Origin of the sequence: Pantoea sp. (genome assembly GCF_028283705.1) — a bacterium.
Taxonomy (GTDB): Bacteria; Pseudomonadota; Gammaproteobacteria; order Enterobacterales; family Enterobacteriaceae; genus Pantoea.
This window is the reverse complement of record NZ_JAPWKD010000002.1, coordinates 21645-35864: the sequence shown is the minus strand read 5'-3', so window position 1 is coordinate 35864 and position 14220 is coordinate 21645. Positions and strand designations below refer to the sequence as shown.

Below are 14220 nucleotides of genomic sequence, written 5' to 3'. Positions count from 1 at the left end.
GTCGCGATAGCGGCTTTTTTTATCGTTGCAGTGCGATTAACAGGCAAGACTGTTCCGACTAACGCAATCTTTACGCTATCAGGTGTAGTTATTCACCTGCGCTGACGGTTAAAATAACGCCAGTCCATTGTGAGTAATTGTTGTGAATCGTTTCCTTAAATTAACTGTCGTCGGTGCCGCCATCATTTTGCTAAGTGGGTGTGGCAGCATCATCAGTCGTACCGTGCCCGGTCAGGGACACGGTAATCAATACTACCCGGGTGTGCAGTGGGATGTGCGTGATGGTGCATGGCGCATGCTGACCATCCTCGACTTGCCGCTGTCATTAGTGATGGACACGCTACTCTTACCCGTGGATGCCCATCACGGTCCCTACGAGTAAGGTCTACGCCCAGCGGTCAGAGTCACTGTTGTCGTCATCCCACTCAGCCGCTGCGGCTTCCCCTTCTTCGGTATCCTCCGGCGGATCGAGCTGAAATTCTCCTTCATCCCATTCGTGCAGGGTATTTTCTGACTGCCACTCCTGGCGTAACTCGATTTCTTCGAAATCGCCGTCAAAAATCGCCTGAGCCGCTTCGCCACTGCGGATTGGCAGGCATTCACCTTGCTCATCTTCATCGGCAAAAAATTCGGCCTGCCACATGATGTCGCCATCCTGCATCACATATTTTTGCAGGGCAAACTGGCTGACGAGCGCATCTCCCGCATCCAGCCCCGGCTGGCTGGCGAGAAACTCCTCACGTGCTGCTTCGATGGCTTCTTCTAAGGTGGTAAACATGCTCATCGCGATTCTCCTTGCCTGTTGAAAAGGGATTTCAGAGAAGGATAGACGAAAAACTGACGGGGAAGGGAGGAATAACGTCCAGGCGGATGAGGTGAAACATCCGCCCGGACGGGTCAGTGCATCTTCTGTGGAAAATGCAGCACAGGGCGTACAGATTCACGAATAACAGGAGCAGAGTAACGAATACAGCACTTAATACAGGGTTTCACCTTTTTAAAATTAATACGCGCAATCGATAAAGCCTGATTTAAATTATAGAGTGTACCGATAAAAACCATATCCTCCTTTTCCGGCAGACGTTTACACTCTTTGCGGTGTAACAGGTGATAATTATCCTGATCGGTACTGACCGTCACATAATAGTAGATGCCTTTATTCATATTATGGGTTCCTGCAGTATATTTGCTGTGTGTAATCTTTTTATTTTTCTTGAGTAGTTAATGAACTAACTCTCATAAATGAAACTAACTGGAATCGATTTTGCGGACAAATTCCAGAAAGATATAAGGATAGCGTATATTTTTTAGAAAGGTAATAAGTAAGGAAAGTGGTAAGATAATGCCTTGTAAATTAAGTTAATTTTTCTGTATTGATTAGCGAACTCAAAGAATTCAACAATATTAAATAGGAATATGCCTGGAATCAGAAAAAATCAGATCCGTGGTTCTATAATGCAATCGATAAGATTTTCTTTAGATGTTGGGGGTAAAATCAATAAGATGGAAGCAAGTGCGTTTATTAATAGCCCACAGGCTTCACCCAATATCATCATTCACTTGTTTTAGTCAGCGCTGACTCCAGATTGAAATGGCCTAAGAATATGCGTGGGCTTTAATTAAGATTGGTACAGTTTTCGCCGGATATTGGCGGATAATATCATGAATTAAGGCAAATTTGATTATAAGCGAGGCGGGACACGCAGTGTGTCCCGCTTCACATTAATAGCGTGAAGGTTCACCTTCCGGGCGCGTTTTGAAACGACGATGCAGCCACATGTATTGTTCCGGGGCCAGTAACACGCTCTCCTCAACTACCTTGTTCATACAAATTGCGGTGTCGAGTTCGTTCTCCAGAGAGAATTTGTCGCGAATATCCGGCATGATCTTCATCTCGTAACCACGGCGGTTTGGCAGGCGCTGCACCAAAAATGGCACTACGCTGGGATTCCCGAGGCGGATCAACATATGCGTACCCGTGGTAGTGGCCGCATCCTTAACGGCGAAAAAGGGGGCGAAAACACTACTGCGTGGGCCGTAATCGTGGTCCGGTGCATACCAGATGATGTCGTTGTTTTTCATCGCACGGATCATGCCTTTCAGGTCTTTGCGGTCCAGCATGCTTTTATTGGAGCGCATCCGACCCCAGGTTTGCAGCCAGTCGAGCAATTTGTTGTCATTCGGTCGGTACACGCCAATCCCTGGGTTGTGCATACCGAAGACGCGCGCGCCAAGTTCCAGGGTCAGAAAATGCATACCGATCAAAAGAATGCCACGTCCGGCAGCCAGCGAGGAGTCAATATGCTCCAGCCCGCTGCTGCTCACCCATTTGCGAATGCGCCAGTCTGGCCAGAACCAGGCGATGCCGGTCTCAATCAGCCCCATGCCAACGGATTCGAAATTGTGTTTCACCATGGCATCACGCTCACTTACCGGCATATCGGGAAAGCAAAGCTCCAGATTACGCTGTGCAATTTTGACGCGACGTTTCAGAAAACGCATAGCAATACGACCTAAACCACAACCGATAACGTACAAAACCGGGTAGGGCAGCAGCACCAGTAAATAGAGAAGGCCGATGCCCAACCAGGTGAGCCAGTAGCGCGGATGAAGGAGTTCACGGGAAAATTGGGGAAGTTGAGTCATTGAAATGTCAGTATCCTGCGTCTTGTACCAGAGGTACCGGTTCCTGTTATTTGCCGCTATTGTGCCATTTTTTCTCTCTGACTGAAATCAAGCATAGACCTCCAGGGGATAAGAGAAATCTGGCAAGCGCATTAAAATATAATTACTGCGCAGTTTTGCGCCTCTGGTCACTCTCAGTGGATATTCGCAGCAAAGGCTTTGCATTGTGATGAATTCAGGTATCATGTGCCCGCTCATTTTTCCCGATTGATAACAGGAACGAACACCATGCCAGTGTTACATAACCTTGTTTCCAATAAAGAGCTGAAGGCGCGCATGTTGGCTGAAACCGAGCCGCGCACTACGGTCTCTTTTTATAAATACTTCCAGATTGCCGATCCTAAAGCGTTCCGTGATGCTTTATATATTGGGTTAACCAAACTCAAGGTGTTTGGCCGCGTTTACGTCGCTCAGGAAGGCATTAACGCGCAAATCAGCGTACCCGCCAGCCAGTATGAAAGCATGAAAGCGTTTCTGTATGGTTTCGATCCGGCGCTGAATAACCTGCGGATGAATATTGCGCTGGATGATGATGGTAAATCTTTCTGGGTATTGCGCCTGAAAGTGCGTGATCGCATTGTGGCGGATGGTATTGACGATACCAGCTTTGATGCCAGCGCGGTGGGTAACTATCTGAAAGCTGCCGATGTTAACGCCATGCTGGACGATCCGGACGCGGTATTTGTCGATATGCGTAACCACTATGAATTTGAAGTGGGGCATTTTGATAATGCGCTGGAAGTGCCTGCGGATACCTTCCGCGACCAGCTGCCGATGGCGGTTGATATGCTGCAAGATCAGAAAGACAAAAAGATCGTCATGTACTGCACCGGTGGCATTCGCTGTGAAAAAGCCAGTGCATGGATGAAGCACAACGGCTTCGATGATGTTTATCACATTGAAGGCGGCATCATTGAATACACCCGCCGTGCACGCGAGCAAGGCTTACCGGTACGTTTCAAAGGCAAAAACTTTGTTTTTGATGAGCGTATGGGCGAGCGTATCTCTGATGATGTGTTATCTAACTGCCACCAGTGTGGTGTGCCTTGCGATACCCATACCAACTGCATCAATGACGGCTGCCATCTGCTGTTTATTCAGTGTCCGAGCTGTGCCGAAAAATTCCACAATTGCTGCAGCCCGGTCTGCATGGAAGAGTCAAAATTGTCGCCTGAGGAACAACGTGCTCGCCGCGCTGGTCGCGAAAATGGTAACAAGGTCTTCAACAAATCGCGCGGTTTGCTGAATATGACCATGGCGATTCCGCAGCCAGAGAAGAAATAATCCAGTGGCAGCCTGCCCTGTGCGCAGGCTGCCTGTGTGCTACTGGCGTACACCCTCAACAGAAATAATCAATTCTGCTTTTTGCGAAGCGGATCCTAAATCTTTATTGATATTGAATTCTTTCAACACAATCTCCCCGCTGGCTTCAAATCCGGCACGATAACCGCCCCAGGGATCTTTACCTTCACCGATTAAGCGGGCATCTAGGGTGATCGGTTTCGTCACCCCATTGAGTGTCAGATCGCCGGTAATTTTGTACGCTTTGCCCTCTTTACTGACGGCAGTGGAAGCAAAGGTGGCCTGTGGAAACTTGCCAGTATTGAGAAAATCAGCGCTGCGCAGATGTTTATCTCGTTCGGCATGGTTGGTATCGAGGCTGTTGGTATTGATGGTGACATTGACCTTATCAGCCGCCGGATTACCTTCATCAAAGGTAAAGCTGCCATCGAAATCTTTAAAACTGCCGTACAACCAGCTGTAACCGAGATGCTGAATACGGAACTGCACAAACGCGTGCTGACCCTGCTTATCAAATTTGTACTCGGCGGCATTGGCCGACAGGCTGGCAACCAATAAACCAGCACCTGTGAGCGCCAGCAGTGTTTTTTTAAGCATGTTACTTTTCCTTTTCAGAGGTTAACGGGATGCGGTAACCCAGCATCCGTTTCAGCGTGATATCACGATCGATAAAATGATGTTTGAGAGCAGCCAGTCCGTGTAACACCGAGAGCGTCACCACCGCCCAGGCTAGCCAGAGGTGGACATCACCGGCGATGTCAGCCTGTTCAGCCGCCCCTGCCAGTAACGCGGGCACTTCAAACCAGCCAAATAAAGAAATCGGCTTGCCATCCGCAGTGGAAATCAGATAACCGCTTAGCATAATGACCAGTAGCAGGGTATATAACAGCCAATGCGCAGCTATGGCAGAGAGACGCACCGGGATGGAGTAACTGTCCAGCGGGGCAGGAGGCGGTGACAGAAAGCGCCAGGCCAGACGGATCAACAACGCGCTGAACAACAGGATGCCAATGCTTTTATGAATTTCGGGGGCGGTATGATACCAGCCGTCGTAGTAACCCAGCCCGACCATCCATAATCCGAGCGCGAACATGCCATAGATGGCCAGAGCCATTAGCCAGTGTAATAAGATGGAGACGGCACCAAACCGCTGTGGAGAATTACGCCACATCTTCTGAAATCCTAAATCAGAAATAAGTAGCAATGAGAATCCATATTTTGAAATAGAAGATCAATCAGACTTACTTTTCTATAAACAAAGAAATAACTGTTCGGGAATTATGGCGTTATTAATCTCTGCCACTCAGAAATATTGAATAACTTCATGGTGAAGCGGACAGGTGAAAGAGTCAGCTTGAATTACTACACCTTTTGCGCTTTTATTCGGTGCGAAGATTAAACTTTTGTCAGCTTATGTCTGCGGATGTCAGTCAGGCCGCCACAGTGGCTGCGGCGGCCTCGCTCAGTCAGGAAAAACGCGCCAGAGAGAAGGGGGTAATATCAAAGGAAAAGGGTTTGTCCTGGGCAAATTCACTGGCCAGTTCACCTAACACGCTGGCAAATTTAAAACCGTGTCCGCTTAAACCAGTAATGATTAAACGGTTGGGTTCATCAGGCAGGGTATCAATGATGAAGTCTTCGTCAGGTGTATTGTCGTAGCTACAGGCTTCGCCATGTAAACAGACGCCGATACCCGGCAGGAAATGACGTAAAAAGCTGAAAGCTTCACTGCCATCGGCGGCGACGCTACCAAAAGGTTTACGATCGGCAGGCGTCTGCATGATTTGACCACCATCATGACGTCCTACCTTGAGTGCGTTATTGTCTGCCGGGAAACCGTAGAAATGGCTGCCGTCATTCATCTCTACAGTAAAGCCAGGAAATTGGTTGTTCTCACTGTAACGACCGTCAGCCTGATACCAGGCAAACACTTTGCGCACGGGCGTAACGGGTAAATCCGCCACCAGATGGCTGACCCAGGTACCGGCGCTGATCAGCAGTTTGCGTGCACGAAACTCTCCCTCGCTGGTGGTGACCTGTTGCAGGTCGCCATCCCGGCCGATTTGTGTCACCGGACAGTTAAACAGCTGGGCGCAACCTGCCTGTTCTGCCAGCTGTACCCAGCTACGTACCGCCTGTTCACATTTAAGAAAACCGGAATGGGGTTCAAATACGCCAATATAACCCTCTGGCACGGTGAACTGAGGCCAGCGTTTGCGCACCTCATCTGCCTGCAGGATTTGCACATCCAGCTTCCAGGCGCGTGCGCTGTCGATGACATTCTGAATAAAGGTGGACGAGATTGGAGCAAGATTGAGAATGCCACTGCGGTGCATGATGCGTTCACCACTCTGGCGTTCCAGTTCGTCCCATAATGCCTGGGCACGTAGCACCAGCGGGACATAGCGTTCACCTTCACCATAGGCGTGACGGATCAAACGTGTTTCACCGTGATGGGTGCCCTGAGTATGCGGTGGGTGAGCGCTATCGATCATTAATACCGATAAGCCCGCCTGGGTTGCATAGAACCCGGCAGCCGCGCCAACGGAACCACTGCCAACCACAATCAGATCATAAACCATACGACATCACTCCTGAAAAACGGTGAATTTTTTCAGCAGCATAGCAAAAGATAGCGCCCATGAAAAAGGCACCCTTTGGGGTGCCCTTTCACGCGATTGAAGAAATTAATGCTTTTGGTTATCGCGTTGGTATTGCTCTGTGGACTCTATCTTTGCAATGCCAGCTTCGAGTATGGAGATAAACTGTCTCGCCACATCGGTGGTTAGCCAGTAGGTAGGACCAACATCTGCGTCTTCTTCTTTCTGATCCTGCGATGATAGCGAGTGCAGGCGGATCATCATGGCGTCATAACTGTCTACAGTGCTAATGTCCCATCCGACTAATGGATGAGTCTGGATGACGTCTTTATTTCTGTCCATTATAACCTCCTTTTTACTCGTTAAACGAAGTGCTTCTTGAGGTTCAATGCGGCTGTTCTTGCACTAGCGAGATAATTATAACATGAAACGAACGGTACAATAGTTAAAAAATGTGGTGCTCAAAATCTGCGCAAAAATAAATGCTTTTAAAATACGCTTTTAAAAAATAATAAATCGCCCGCGTGGGCGGGCATTTGAAGCTGCGAATGTAAAGTCGCACTAATCAGGTTATCGGCAGCAAAGTTACCTGACTTTAGGAGAACTCTGGAACCGATTAAGCGCTGATTTTAACCCTGTAAATCATCCGGTTTTTCACCGCTGCATTTCTTAATTTCTTCGGCCAGATGGGCAAATTGCTGCTGTAACTGCGTGTCGTGGTTCTGGTTTTGCGCTTCAAGTAAAAGATTGTGTACCAGTAACTGGCTGGCACGTTCATCAAGACAGAACGTCAGGTTGGCAAAGGCATTTTCCAGCACAGTTAAGCGGCGTTGCTGCTCAGCAATTAACGCCAGCAATTCGCCAAATGTCATTGCCTCTTCCGGTTTATCGTGAGTCATGGGTAAAACATCTCCTGTTAGCCTGGCGCGTGCAAGAATAGAGGGGCGTTAATGATGATTTTAGATGCAGCGACTTTGTCTGGCGAGGGAGAAATAAAAACAAAAAAGCCGGGTGGCGAAACCCGGCAAAACTGCGCAGTGGCGGTTAATCGGTAATAAACCAGTCGTCAGCGCTTTCCCAGGTTTCCTGCAAAATATCACTGATACGTTCGCGATTTTCTTTGCAGCCGCCAAATACGCTGAGCTGATTGCCGCTGGCGTAACGGATTTTGACATGATGTTCGTCGTCGGGAAAATCCCGGCTGATACGGCGGGTCAGTTCGGCGCTCAGCGCATCCAGGGCGCCAGCAGGAAGGGGTTGAGTTTTTGCTACGGTAATTTCAACACGCATAAACACCTCCGGAATAATATACTGGCTATTTGTACAGTATATTTATTCCGAAGGCAAGCATCATCACATCAGGCGGTTACGCGCCAGTTCAGAGTCTCACCGGCCAGGAAAGGCACCAGCTTATCGTCAGCGACATTCACACTTTGTTCGACCGTCCAGGGTTCACGCACCAGCGTCAGTGTCCCTTCATTCAGCGGCAGGCCATAGAAGTTCGGGCCATTCTCGGAACAGAACGCTTCGAAATGTTGCAGCGCATCCAGTTCCTCAAACACGGTGGCGTAAGCGGGCAGAGAGGTCGGGGCATTAAATACACCGGCACAACCACAGCTGGCCTCTTTCAGATGACGCAGGTGTGGAGCGGTATCGGTGCCGAGGAATACACGACGATTGCCGCTGGCGACCAGTTTACGTAACGCTTCCTGGTGGATATTACGTTTCAGGATTGGCAGGCAATACAGATGCGGACGTACGCCACCGACCAGCATATGGTTGCGGTTAAACATCAGATGCTGTGGCGTAATGGTGGCGCCGAGCAGTTCATTGCCCGCCGCCAGATATTCCGCTGCTTCTTTGGTGGTGATGTGTTCCATCACCACTTTCAGGCCCGGGAACTGCTGGCGCAGCGGTTCCAGTACCGTTTCAATAAAACGCGCTTCACGGTCAAAAATATCGATGTGCGCATCCGTCACTTCACCGTGTACCAGCATCGGCATACCGATCTGCTGCATCCGCTCTAGCACGCGAGCGATAGAGGCAATATTGGTTACGCCATGGCTGGAGTTGGTGGTTGCGTGGGCGGGATAAAGTTTTGCGGCGGTGAAGACGCCAGCACGGAAGCCCTGTTCGATCTCATCCGGATCGAGAGAGTCGGTAAGATAGCAGGTCATCAGCGGTGTAAAGGCATGCCCGGCGGGTAAGGCAGCAAGGATACGATCGCGATAGGCCACGGCAGCATCGACGCTGGTCACCGGCGGAACCAGGTTTGGCATGACAATGGCACGACTATTTACCGCACTGGTATAAGGCAACACGGCTTGTAGCATCGCGCCATCGCGCAGATGAATATGCCAATCGTCAGGGCGGCGAATCGTGATTTGCTGGGGTTGGGCTGTCATTCAAAAGGCTCCGGCTGAGTAGAAAACGAAAGGCACGTTTAGGCCGGGGAGTAAGCATAAGGATTTGGGCAACCGTTTGCACGGGATTTTATGCACCAGAAGCAAAACCGCGCCCTGGCAGGCGCGGTGGTGGGGATTAGTCAGTAAAAGGGATCACCAGCTGGCCGGGCTTAACTTCCAGACCTTTCGCGAATTTCTTCGCCAGCGCTTCACCTTTGCTGCGATCTTCACTCAGCACATAAGCGGGTTTTTCATTGAAGTAACGCTTCAGCGACTCATTCAGATAGGGCGTCAGCGTTTTCATGATCGACGCCATTTTTTCCGGCTGCACCTGGGCATCAACAATTTCCAGGTCATGCAGGTAAATCGCGCCCTGTTGTGGGTTGAATACCGGCTGCGCCTTCATTTTGAGCTGCATTTCGGCCTGCTGTGGGCCAAATAAAGAACTGACATTAATCGTGGCTTTGCCTGTCAGGGTGATTTTGCCCGGTTCTTCACGGCCAATCTGGCTGCTTAGATCGCTCAGCACAATATGTGCATTCAGCAGACCGGAGACACCCACATCTTTCTCGAAGTTATTGTGCTTTTGCAGCGCCTGATTCACTTCCTGCTCGCTGATGGTGTACTGCGTTAATTGATTACAGCCGGTCAGCAGCACGGCAAACAGCAGGGCCAGTAGCCCGGAAAAAGCCTTCTTCATACTTTCCTCATCCTGAACGATACGCCAAACGTGGCATAGCGTGCCTGAATCAGGGGCAGGTGTCACCAGGAGAGAGATGAGAAGCGCCTGCGCGCCTCTCATTGTCAGAAGTCAGGCGGCGATAGAAGAGAGCAGGTTAACCTGGGTTTGCTTCGCCATGTTGTCACGATAATCGGCCACGCGGCTGGGCCATTCAATACCGGCAACCAGCGTTAAGGAACGTAACAGCGGAAACAGATGGATATCATCTTCCGAAAGTTCGCCGTTCACCGCATTCGGTTTAACGATTAACTTATCCAGCTGACGCAAATCGTCACTGATGTTTTTTATCAGCCCGGGGGCATGTTTACGCAGCTCGCTGAAGTCGCCAATGTTGGCTTGTTTTTTCTCGCGAAAATAGTGGCGTGCTGCCGGTGTCGCGAACTCAGCGAAAGCCGCGTCAGCGATACGGGGTAGCAGCAGCTTGTTGACGTAACCATTGACGCGACGCAACCATTCGCTGATGGCCGGATTGGCTTTGCCATTCAGCAGAGGTTCACCGTCCTGTTTATCCACCAGACGAACAATATCCAGGCTTTCCGGCATCGCGCTGCCATCGGCTTTTTGCAGGATGGGAGCCATCTTCTGACCAATCAGTTTTTTCGGTGTGTTCTCGTCGTCATTGAGCATCACCACCAGTTCGACTGGCAGATTTTTCAGCCCAAAAATCATGCGTGCTTTGACGCAGAAAGGGCAGTGATCGTAGATGTAGAGTTTCATCCCGTTTCTCCTGTGATTATCAGGGTGACTGACGTCACCCCTTTTCTATCGGCGTGCGGGAAGTATGGGAGAGAAAGGCGGCAGGGGCAAATCAGCTGCTGTACAGCGCCGGAGCGACGGCGCGTGGCTGGAATTGCCACCACAGGGCCAGCAGCGTCACGCCACCCACGGTACTGAGCAGCATCCAGGGTAATTCCGGCAGCGACAGTTGCTGGCCTAAATCGAACATCCAGCCACCGCCGGAATAGCCAATCAGGCCGCCCAAAGCCAGCCCGAGGCGGCTGAAACCCATATAGCTGCCGCGGGCGCGGGCGCTGGCGAGCGAGGCGCTCAGGGTCTCACGCGCCGGTTCCGCGATGATTGAGCCGAGATAGAACACGGCGATCAGAAAGAACAGTGACGGTAAGGTGCTGGTCAGCCCAACCGGTAACAGGCTGATGGTCATCAGCAACAATCCGGCCATCAGGCGAGTTTCGAGACGGAAACGCTTTTCGCTCCAGCGTGCCAGCGGATAGAGCAGGCTGAGTGACAGCAACGCTTCGATGGCGTACATCCATTTCACTGCTGCCGGAGCGCCTGCGACCTGGTTGACCATTACTGGCAGCATCAGCATCACCTGCACCGCAAGAATGTAATAACCGGTCAGCGTCAGGACATACAGGCGAAAACGTTTGTCCTGCCAGACCCGCTGCATGCCTTCACGCATGGCAATGCGCTCGGTGGAGATACGCCAGGCCGGTAACCAGATGGCATTAAATAACGCCGCACTGACGAATACCGCCGCGCCCACCCAGCACACCAGACGGAAGTCCCACGCCAGCAACCAGCTGCCAATCAGTGCGCCCAGCACCGCGCCCGCGCTGTCCTGCATCATCAGCAGTGAAAAGAAGCGGCCACGTTCACGCGCTCGCACCAGTTTCACCACCATAGCGCTGCGTGGCGGATCGAACAGCGTGCCACCGAGTCCGGACAGCAAACAAGCCAGCCACAGTAGCCAGGGCTCGTGGGCGAGGGCCATACAGGCGAAGCCTGCCGCACGCATTAACATGCCGGTGACGATCAGGGGACGTGCGCCGAAACGGTCTGCAATGGCACCACCAAAGATGCCAAAACCCTGCTGCACAAACTGGCGCAGACCGAGGGCAATGCCGACCATCAACGCAGCCCAGCCGAGCTGTTCGACGAAGTGAATGGAAATGAGGGGAAATACCACAAAAAAACCCAACACCACCAGCATGTTATCCACTAATAAAAATGTTTTACCGAGGCGTCGTGCCCGCGCAACCCGAGACATGCTAAATCCTGAGCAAGTAAGAAAGGAAAAAGGAGACCAGTTGGTCTATTTTCCGTCGCTGCACGGCAGAAAAACAGGATTATCAGGATGATATTTTTTCATCGAAGCCGTAAGAAAATTTATCCTGATTAAGGATGAATTCCCGGGAACAGGATGCGGGGTTTTACCGCAGGCGGGGTGGCGGTTATAGTGAGATATAACGCCGCTGGCGTACTTCCTTCTTAAGCCATGGATTTCAGGAGTCAAGATGTTTGGCTATCGTTCTGCTGGGCCGCGCGTGCGTCTCACTACCGATCGTTTGGTGGTCCGTTTAGTTCATGAGCGTGATGCCTGGCGGCTGGCTGATTACTACGCGGAAAACCGCGTGTTTCTCAAGCCCTGGGAACCGGTACGTGATGAAAGCCATTGTTATCCGTCTGGCTGGCAGGCGCGTCTGGGACTGATTGCCGACATGCATAAGCAAGGCTCGGCATTCTATTTTGTGTTGATGGATCAGGAAGAACGTGAAGTGCGGGGTGTTGCCAACTTTAGCAACGTACTACGCGGTTCGTTCCATGCCTGTTATCTTGGCTATTCACTGGGTGAAAAGTGGCAGGGGCAGGGGCTAATGTTTGAAGCATTGCAGAGCGCGATTCGCTATATGCAACGTCAGCAGCATATGCACCGGATTATGGCTAACTATATGCCGCATAATCAGCGCAGCGGTGATCTGCTGGCGCGACTGGGTTTTGAAAAAGAGGGGTATGCCAAAGATTACCTGTTGATCGATGGCCGCTGGCAGGATCACGTTCTGACAGCGTTGACCTGGCGCGAGTGGACCCCGGATCGCCGCGGATAATAAAAGGGAACAATGCGATGAAAATGGCTTTATCAGCGCAGGCGCTGCGCGTGATTGGTTGTCTGCTGGAAAAGCAGGTGACCACCCCGGATCAATACCCACTGTCACTCAACGGTGTGGTGACTGCCTGCAACCAGAAATCCAACCGCGAACCGGTGATGAACCTGAGCGAAAGCGATGTTCAGTCACAACTGGACGAGCTGGTGAAAAAACATCTGGTCACCTCGAACAACGGTTTCGGCCAGCGCGTCAGTAAATATGAACAACGATTCTGCAACTCAGCTTTTGGCAATCTGCAACTCAGCAGCGCCGAGGTGGCGGTGCTGACATTGTTGTTTTTACGCGGTGCGCAGACCCCCGGGGAGCTGCGCACCCGCAGTGGCCGCTTGCATGAATTCAGTGACATGAATGAAGTTGAACAGACCCTGAATGATTTGCTCAGCCGGGAAGATGGCCCGATGGTGGTGCGGCTGGCGCGTGAGCCAGGTAAGCGCGAAAGTCGGTATATGCATCTGTTCGGCGGGGATGTGGTGGACACAGCCGAACCGGCAGGCGAATCAGACCATCCGGGTCTTGAGGCCCGGGTTACGCAACTGGAAGAGACCGTGGCGCTATTGCAGGCGCAGCTCGAACAGCTGCTGCACAAGGAGCATTAACATGACGTTGCGTATCGGGATCGTGGGTTTGGGTGGCATTGCACAAAAAGCCTGGCTGCCCGTGTTATCTCAGGCAGAAAGCTGGCAGCTGGCCGGGGCCTTTTCCCCCAATCAGGCCAAAGCACAGCCCATCTGCGACAGCTACCGCATACCTTATTTTGCCACGCTGGATGCGCTGGCCGCAGCCAGTGATGCGGTGTTCGTCCATAGCAGCACCGCTTCGCATTATGAGGTGGTGAAAGCATTGTTGCTGGCGGATAAAGATGTCTGTGTTGATAAGCCGCTGGCAGAAACCCTGCAACAGGCGGAAGCGCTGGTGGCACTGGCGGAAAAGCGCAAGCGTAAACTGATGGTGGCATTTAATCGTCGCTTTGCGCCACGTTATCAGCAGTTGCAGGCGCAGATGGCAGGTGCAGCGTCACTGCGTATTGAGAAACACCGTGCTGACAGCGTCGGGCCGCAGGATTTACGTTTTACCTTGCTGGATGATTATCTGCATGTGGTTGATACCGCGCTGTGGCTGGCGGGTGGCAAGCTGACACGTCAGCATGGTCATATTGAGACCAATGAGCAGGGCGCAATGTTGTATGCCGAACATCACTTCTCTGCCGGGGGCTTACAAATCACCACCAGTATGCATCGTCGCGCGGGCACCCAGCGTGAAGTGGTGACGGCTGTCTGCGACGGCGATTATATCCAGATCGCCGAAATGCGTGACTGGCAACAGGAGAACCGCACGGGCTTACGTCTGGAGGCGCCTGCCGCGTGGCAAAGCCATCTTACCCAGCGTGGATTTAGCGGCGCTGCCCACCATTTTATTCAGTGCGTGCAAAATCAGACGATGCCTGAAACCAGCGGTGAACAGGCGCTGGTGGCGCAGCGGCTGGTGGAGAAATTGTGGCGCGATGCTGAGCGGGAATAATTCCTTGTAACACTCAATGCTGGTCATTTCCCGTCGTGGCAGTAGACTATCGCCGGGCA

18 protein-coding genes are annotated in these 14220 nt (G+C 51.6%); 5 read left to right on the top strand and 13 right to left on the bottom strand.

The annotated features are described in order from the left end of the window. The first annotated feature begins 142 nt into the window (after positions 1 to 142). Positions 143 to 382: a YceK/YidQ family lipoprotein gene (locus PW844_RS01205; protein ID WP_013508619.1), complete on the top strand. Its 240-nt coding sequence runs from the start codon at positions 143 to 145 to the stop codon at positions 380 to 382. A 3-nt stretch (positions 383 to 385) separates the two neighbouring features. On the opposite strand, the gene PW844_RS01200 is transcribed toward PW844_RS01205, so the two are convergent. The 3 genes from PW844_RS01200 to PW844_RS01190 all read right to left on the bottom strand — a co-directional run bounded on the left by PW844_RS01200 (position 386) and on the right by PW844_RS01190 (position 2646). Continuing rightward, on the bottom strand, positions 386 to 784 hold the full coding sequence (locus tag PW844_RS01200; protein ID WP_299445825.1) for a MysB family protein: 399 nt from the start codon (positions 782 to 784) through the stop codon (positions 386 to 388). A gap of 113 nt (positions 785 to 897) precedes the next feature. Beyond that, positions 898 to 1164: a hypothetical protein gene (locus PW844_RS01195; RefSeq protein WP_021186040.1), complete on the bottom strand. Its 267-nt coding sequence runs from the start codon at positions 1162 to 1164 to the stop codon at positions 898 to 900. Positions 1165 to 1722: 558 nt separating this feature from the next. Further along, positions 1723 to 2646, bottom strand: coding sequence for a Kdo(2)-lipid IV(A) acyltransferase (locus PW844_RS01190; RefSeq protein ID WP_299445816.1), 924 nt, complete (start codon positions 2644 to 2646; stop codon positions 1723 to 1725). 267 nt (positions 2647 to 2913) lie between these two features. Here PW844_RS01190 and PW844_RS01185 point away from each other — a divergent pair, with 267 nt between their 5' ends. Continuing rightward, the gene (locus PW844_RS01185; protein WP_299445813.1) at positions 2914 to 3969 is read left to right on the top strand and encodes a rhodanese-related sulfurtransferase; all 1056 of its coding nucleotides are present in this window, start codon (positions 2914 to 2916) and stop codon (positions 3967 to 3969) included. Between the two features lie 39 nt (positions 3970 to 4008). Here the strand turns inward: PW844_RS01185 and PW844_RS01180 are convergent, their stop codons facing one another. From PW844_RS01180 to mdtH, 10 genes are all read right to left on the bottom strand, one after another. Then, on the bottom strand, positions 4009 to 4584 hold the full coding sequence (locus PW844_RS01180; RefSeq protein ID WP_299445811.1) for a YceI family protein: 576 nt from the start codon (positions 4582 to 4584) through the stop codon (positions 4009 to 4011). 1 nt (position 4585) lies between these two features. After that, positions 4586 to 5158 (bottom strand): cytochrome b, encoded by a 573-nt coding sequence (locus PW844_RS01175; protein ID WP_299445808.1) that lies wholly within the window; start codon positions 5156 to 5158, stop codon positions 4586 to 4588. Between the two features lie 295 nt (positions 5159 to 5453). Continuing rightward, positions 5454 to 6569, bottom strand: a complete 1116-nt coding sequence (gene solA / locus PW844_RS01170; RefSeq protein WP_299445805.1) for an N-methyl-L-tryptophan oxidase — start codon at positions 6567 to 6569, stop codon at positions 5454 to 5456. Positions 6570 to 6674: 105 nt separating this feature from the next. Then, on the bottom strand, positions 6675 to 6929 hold the full coding sequence (gene bssS, locus PW844_RS01165; protein ID WP_084873855.1) for a biofilm formation regulator BssS: 255 nt from the start codon (positions 6927 to 6929) through the stop codon (positions 6675 to 6677). 287 nt (positions 6930 to 7216) lie between these two features. Continuing rightward, positions 7217 to 7486 carry a hypothetical protein gene (locus tag PW844_RS01160; protein ID WP_299445800.1) on the bottom strand — a complete coding sequence of 90 codons (270 nt, stop codon included), beginning with the start codon at positions 7484 to 7486 and terminating at the stop codon, positions 7217 to 7219. Between the two features lie 145 nt (positions 7487 to 7631). Beyond that, positions 7632 to 7877, bottom strand: a complete 246-nt coding sequence (dinI, locus tag PW844_RS01155) for a DNA damage-inducible protein I (protein WP_084873857.1) — start codon at positions 7875 to 7877, stop codon at positions 7632 to 7634. A 68-nt stretch (positions 7878 to 7945) separates the two neighbouring features. Further along, a complete protein-coding gene (gene pyrC / locus PW844_RS01150; protein WP_299445795.1) occupies positions 7946 to 8992 on the bottom strand; it encodes a dihydroorotase in 1047 nt (348 codons plus the stop codon). 136 nt (positions 8993 to 9128) lie between these two features. After that, the gene (locus tag PW844_RS01145) at positions 9129 to 9692 is read right to left on the bottom strand and encodes a lipoprotein (RefSeq protein WP_299445793.1); all 564 of its coding nucleotides are present in this window, start codon (positions 9690 to 9692) and stop codon (positions 9129 to 9131) included. Positions 9693 to 9803: 111 nt separating this feature from the next. Next, complete coding sequence (grxB, locus tag PW844_RS01140) at positions 9804 to 10451, bottom strand: glutaredoxin 2 (protein ID WP_299445790.1); 648 nt, start codon at positions 10449 to 10451, stop codon at positions 9804 to 9806. A gap of 91 nt (positions 10452 to 10542) precedes the next feature. Further along, entirely contained in the window at positions 10543 to 11745 is a 1203-nt protein-coding gene (gene mdtH / locus PW844_RS01135) for a multidrug efflux MFS transporter MdtH (RefSeq protein WP_299445787.1), read from the bottom strand. A 247-nt stretch (positions 11746 to 11992) separates the two neighbouring features. Here mdtH and rimJ point away from each other — a divergent pair, with 247 nt between their 5' ends. Genes rimJ through PW844_RS01120 form a run of 3 tightly spaced genes read left to right on the top strand, consistent with a single transcriptional unit; the run spans position 11993 to position 14161 of the window. Then, positions 11993 to 12583 carry a ribosomal protein S5-alanine N-acetyltransferase gene (gene rimJ, locus PW844_RS01130; RefSeq protein ID WP_013508634.1) on the top strand — a complete coding sequence of 197 codons (591 nt, stop codon included), beginning with the start codon at positions 11993 to 11995 and terminating at the stop codon, positions 12581 to 12583. Positions 12584 to 12600: 17 nt separating this feature from the next. Then, the gene (locus PW844_RS01125) at positions 12601 to 13239 is read left to right on the top strand and encodes a DUF480 domain-containing protein (RefSeq protein ID WP_299445779.1); all 639 of its coding nucleotides are present in this window, start codon (positions 12601 to 12603) and stop codon (positions 13237 to 13239) included. A gap of 1 nt (position 13240) precedes the next feature. Then, a complete protein-coding gene (locus PW844_RS01120) occupies positions 13241 to 14161 on the top strand; it encodes a Gfo/Idh/MocA family protein (RefSeq protein WP_084873864.1) in 921 nt (306 codons plus the stop codon). Positions 14162 to 14220 lie beyond the last annotated feature (59 nt).

Bases quoted from the DNA above. Each gene is read 5' to 3' on its own strand.
- PW844_RS01200 (WP_299445825.1), bottom strand. From the start codon at position 784: ATGAGCATGTTTACCACCTTAGAAGAAGCCATCGAAGCAGCACGTGAG.
- PW844_RS01195 (WP_021186040.1), bottom strand. From the start codon at position 1,164: ATGAATAAAGGCATCTACTATTATGTGACGGTCAGTACCGATCAGGAT.
- PW844_RS01190 (WP_299445816.1), bottom strand. From the start codon at position 2,646: ATGACTCAACTTCCCCAATTTTCCCGTGAACTCCTTCATCCGCGCTAC.
- PW844_RS01185 (WP_299445813.1), top strand. From the start codon at position 2,914: ATGCCAGTGTTACATAACCTTGTTTCCAATAAAGAGCTGAAGGCGCGC.
- PW844_RS01180 (WP_299445811.1), bottom strand. From the start codon at position 4,584: ATGCTTAAAAAAACACTGCTGGCGCTCACAGGTGCTGGTTTATTGGTT.
- PW844_RS01175 (WP_299445808.1), bottom strand. From the start codon at position 5,158: ATGTGGCGTAATTCTCCACAGCGGTTTGGTGCCGTCTCCATCTTATTA.
- solA (WP_299445805.1), bottom strand. From the start codon at position 6,569: ATGGTTTATGATCTGATTGTGGTTGGCAGTGGTTCCGTTGGCGCGGCT.
- bssS (WP_084873855.1), bottom strand. From the start codon at position 6,929: ATGGACAGAAATAAAGACGTCATCCAGACTCATCCATTAGTCGGATGG.
- PW844_RS01160 (WP_299445800.1), bottom strand. From the start codon at position 7,486: ATGACTCACGATAAACCGGAAGAGGCAATGACATTTGGCGAATTGCTG.
- dinI (WP_084873857.1), bottom strand. From the start codon at position 7,877: ATGCGTGTTGAAATTACCGTAGCAAAAACTCAACCCCTTCCTGCTGGC.
- pyrC (WP_299445795.1), bottom strand. From the start codon at position 8,992: ATGACAGCCCAACCCCAGCAAATCACGATTCGCCGCCCTGACGATTGG.
- PW844_RS01145 (WP_299445793.1), bottom strand. From the start codon at position 9,692: ATGAAGAAGGCTTTTTCCGGGCTACTGGCCCTGCTGTTTGCCGTGCTG.
- grxB (WP_299445790.1), bottom strand. From the start codon at position 10,451: ATGAAACTCTACATCTACGATCACTGCCCTTTCTGCGTCAAAGCACGC.
- mdtH (WP_299445787.1), bottom strand. From the start codon at position 11,745: ATGTCTCGGGTTGCGCGGGCACGACGCCTCGGTAAAACATTTTTATTA.
- rimJ (WP_013508634.1), top strand. From the start codon at position 11,993: ATGTTTGGCTATCGTTCTGCTGGGCCGCGCGTGCGTCTCACTACCGAT.
- PW844_RS01125 (WP_299445779.1), top strand. From the start codon at position 12,601: ATGAAAATGGCTTTATCAGCGCAGGCGCTGCGCGTGATTGGTTGTCTG.
- PW844_RS01120 (WP_084873864.1), top strand. From the start codon at position 13,241: ATGACGTTGCGTATCGGGATCGTGGGTTTGGGTGGCATTGCACAAAAA.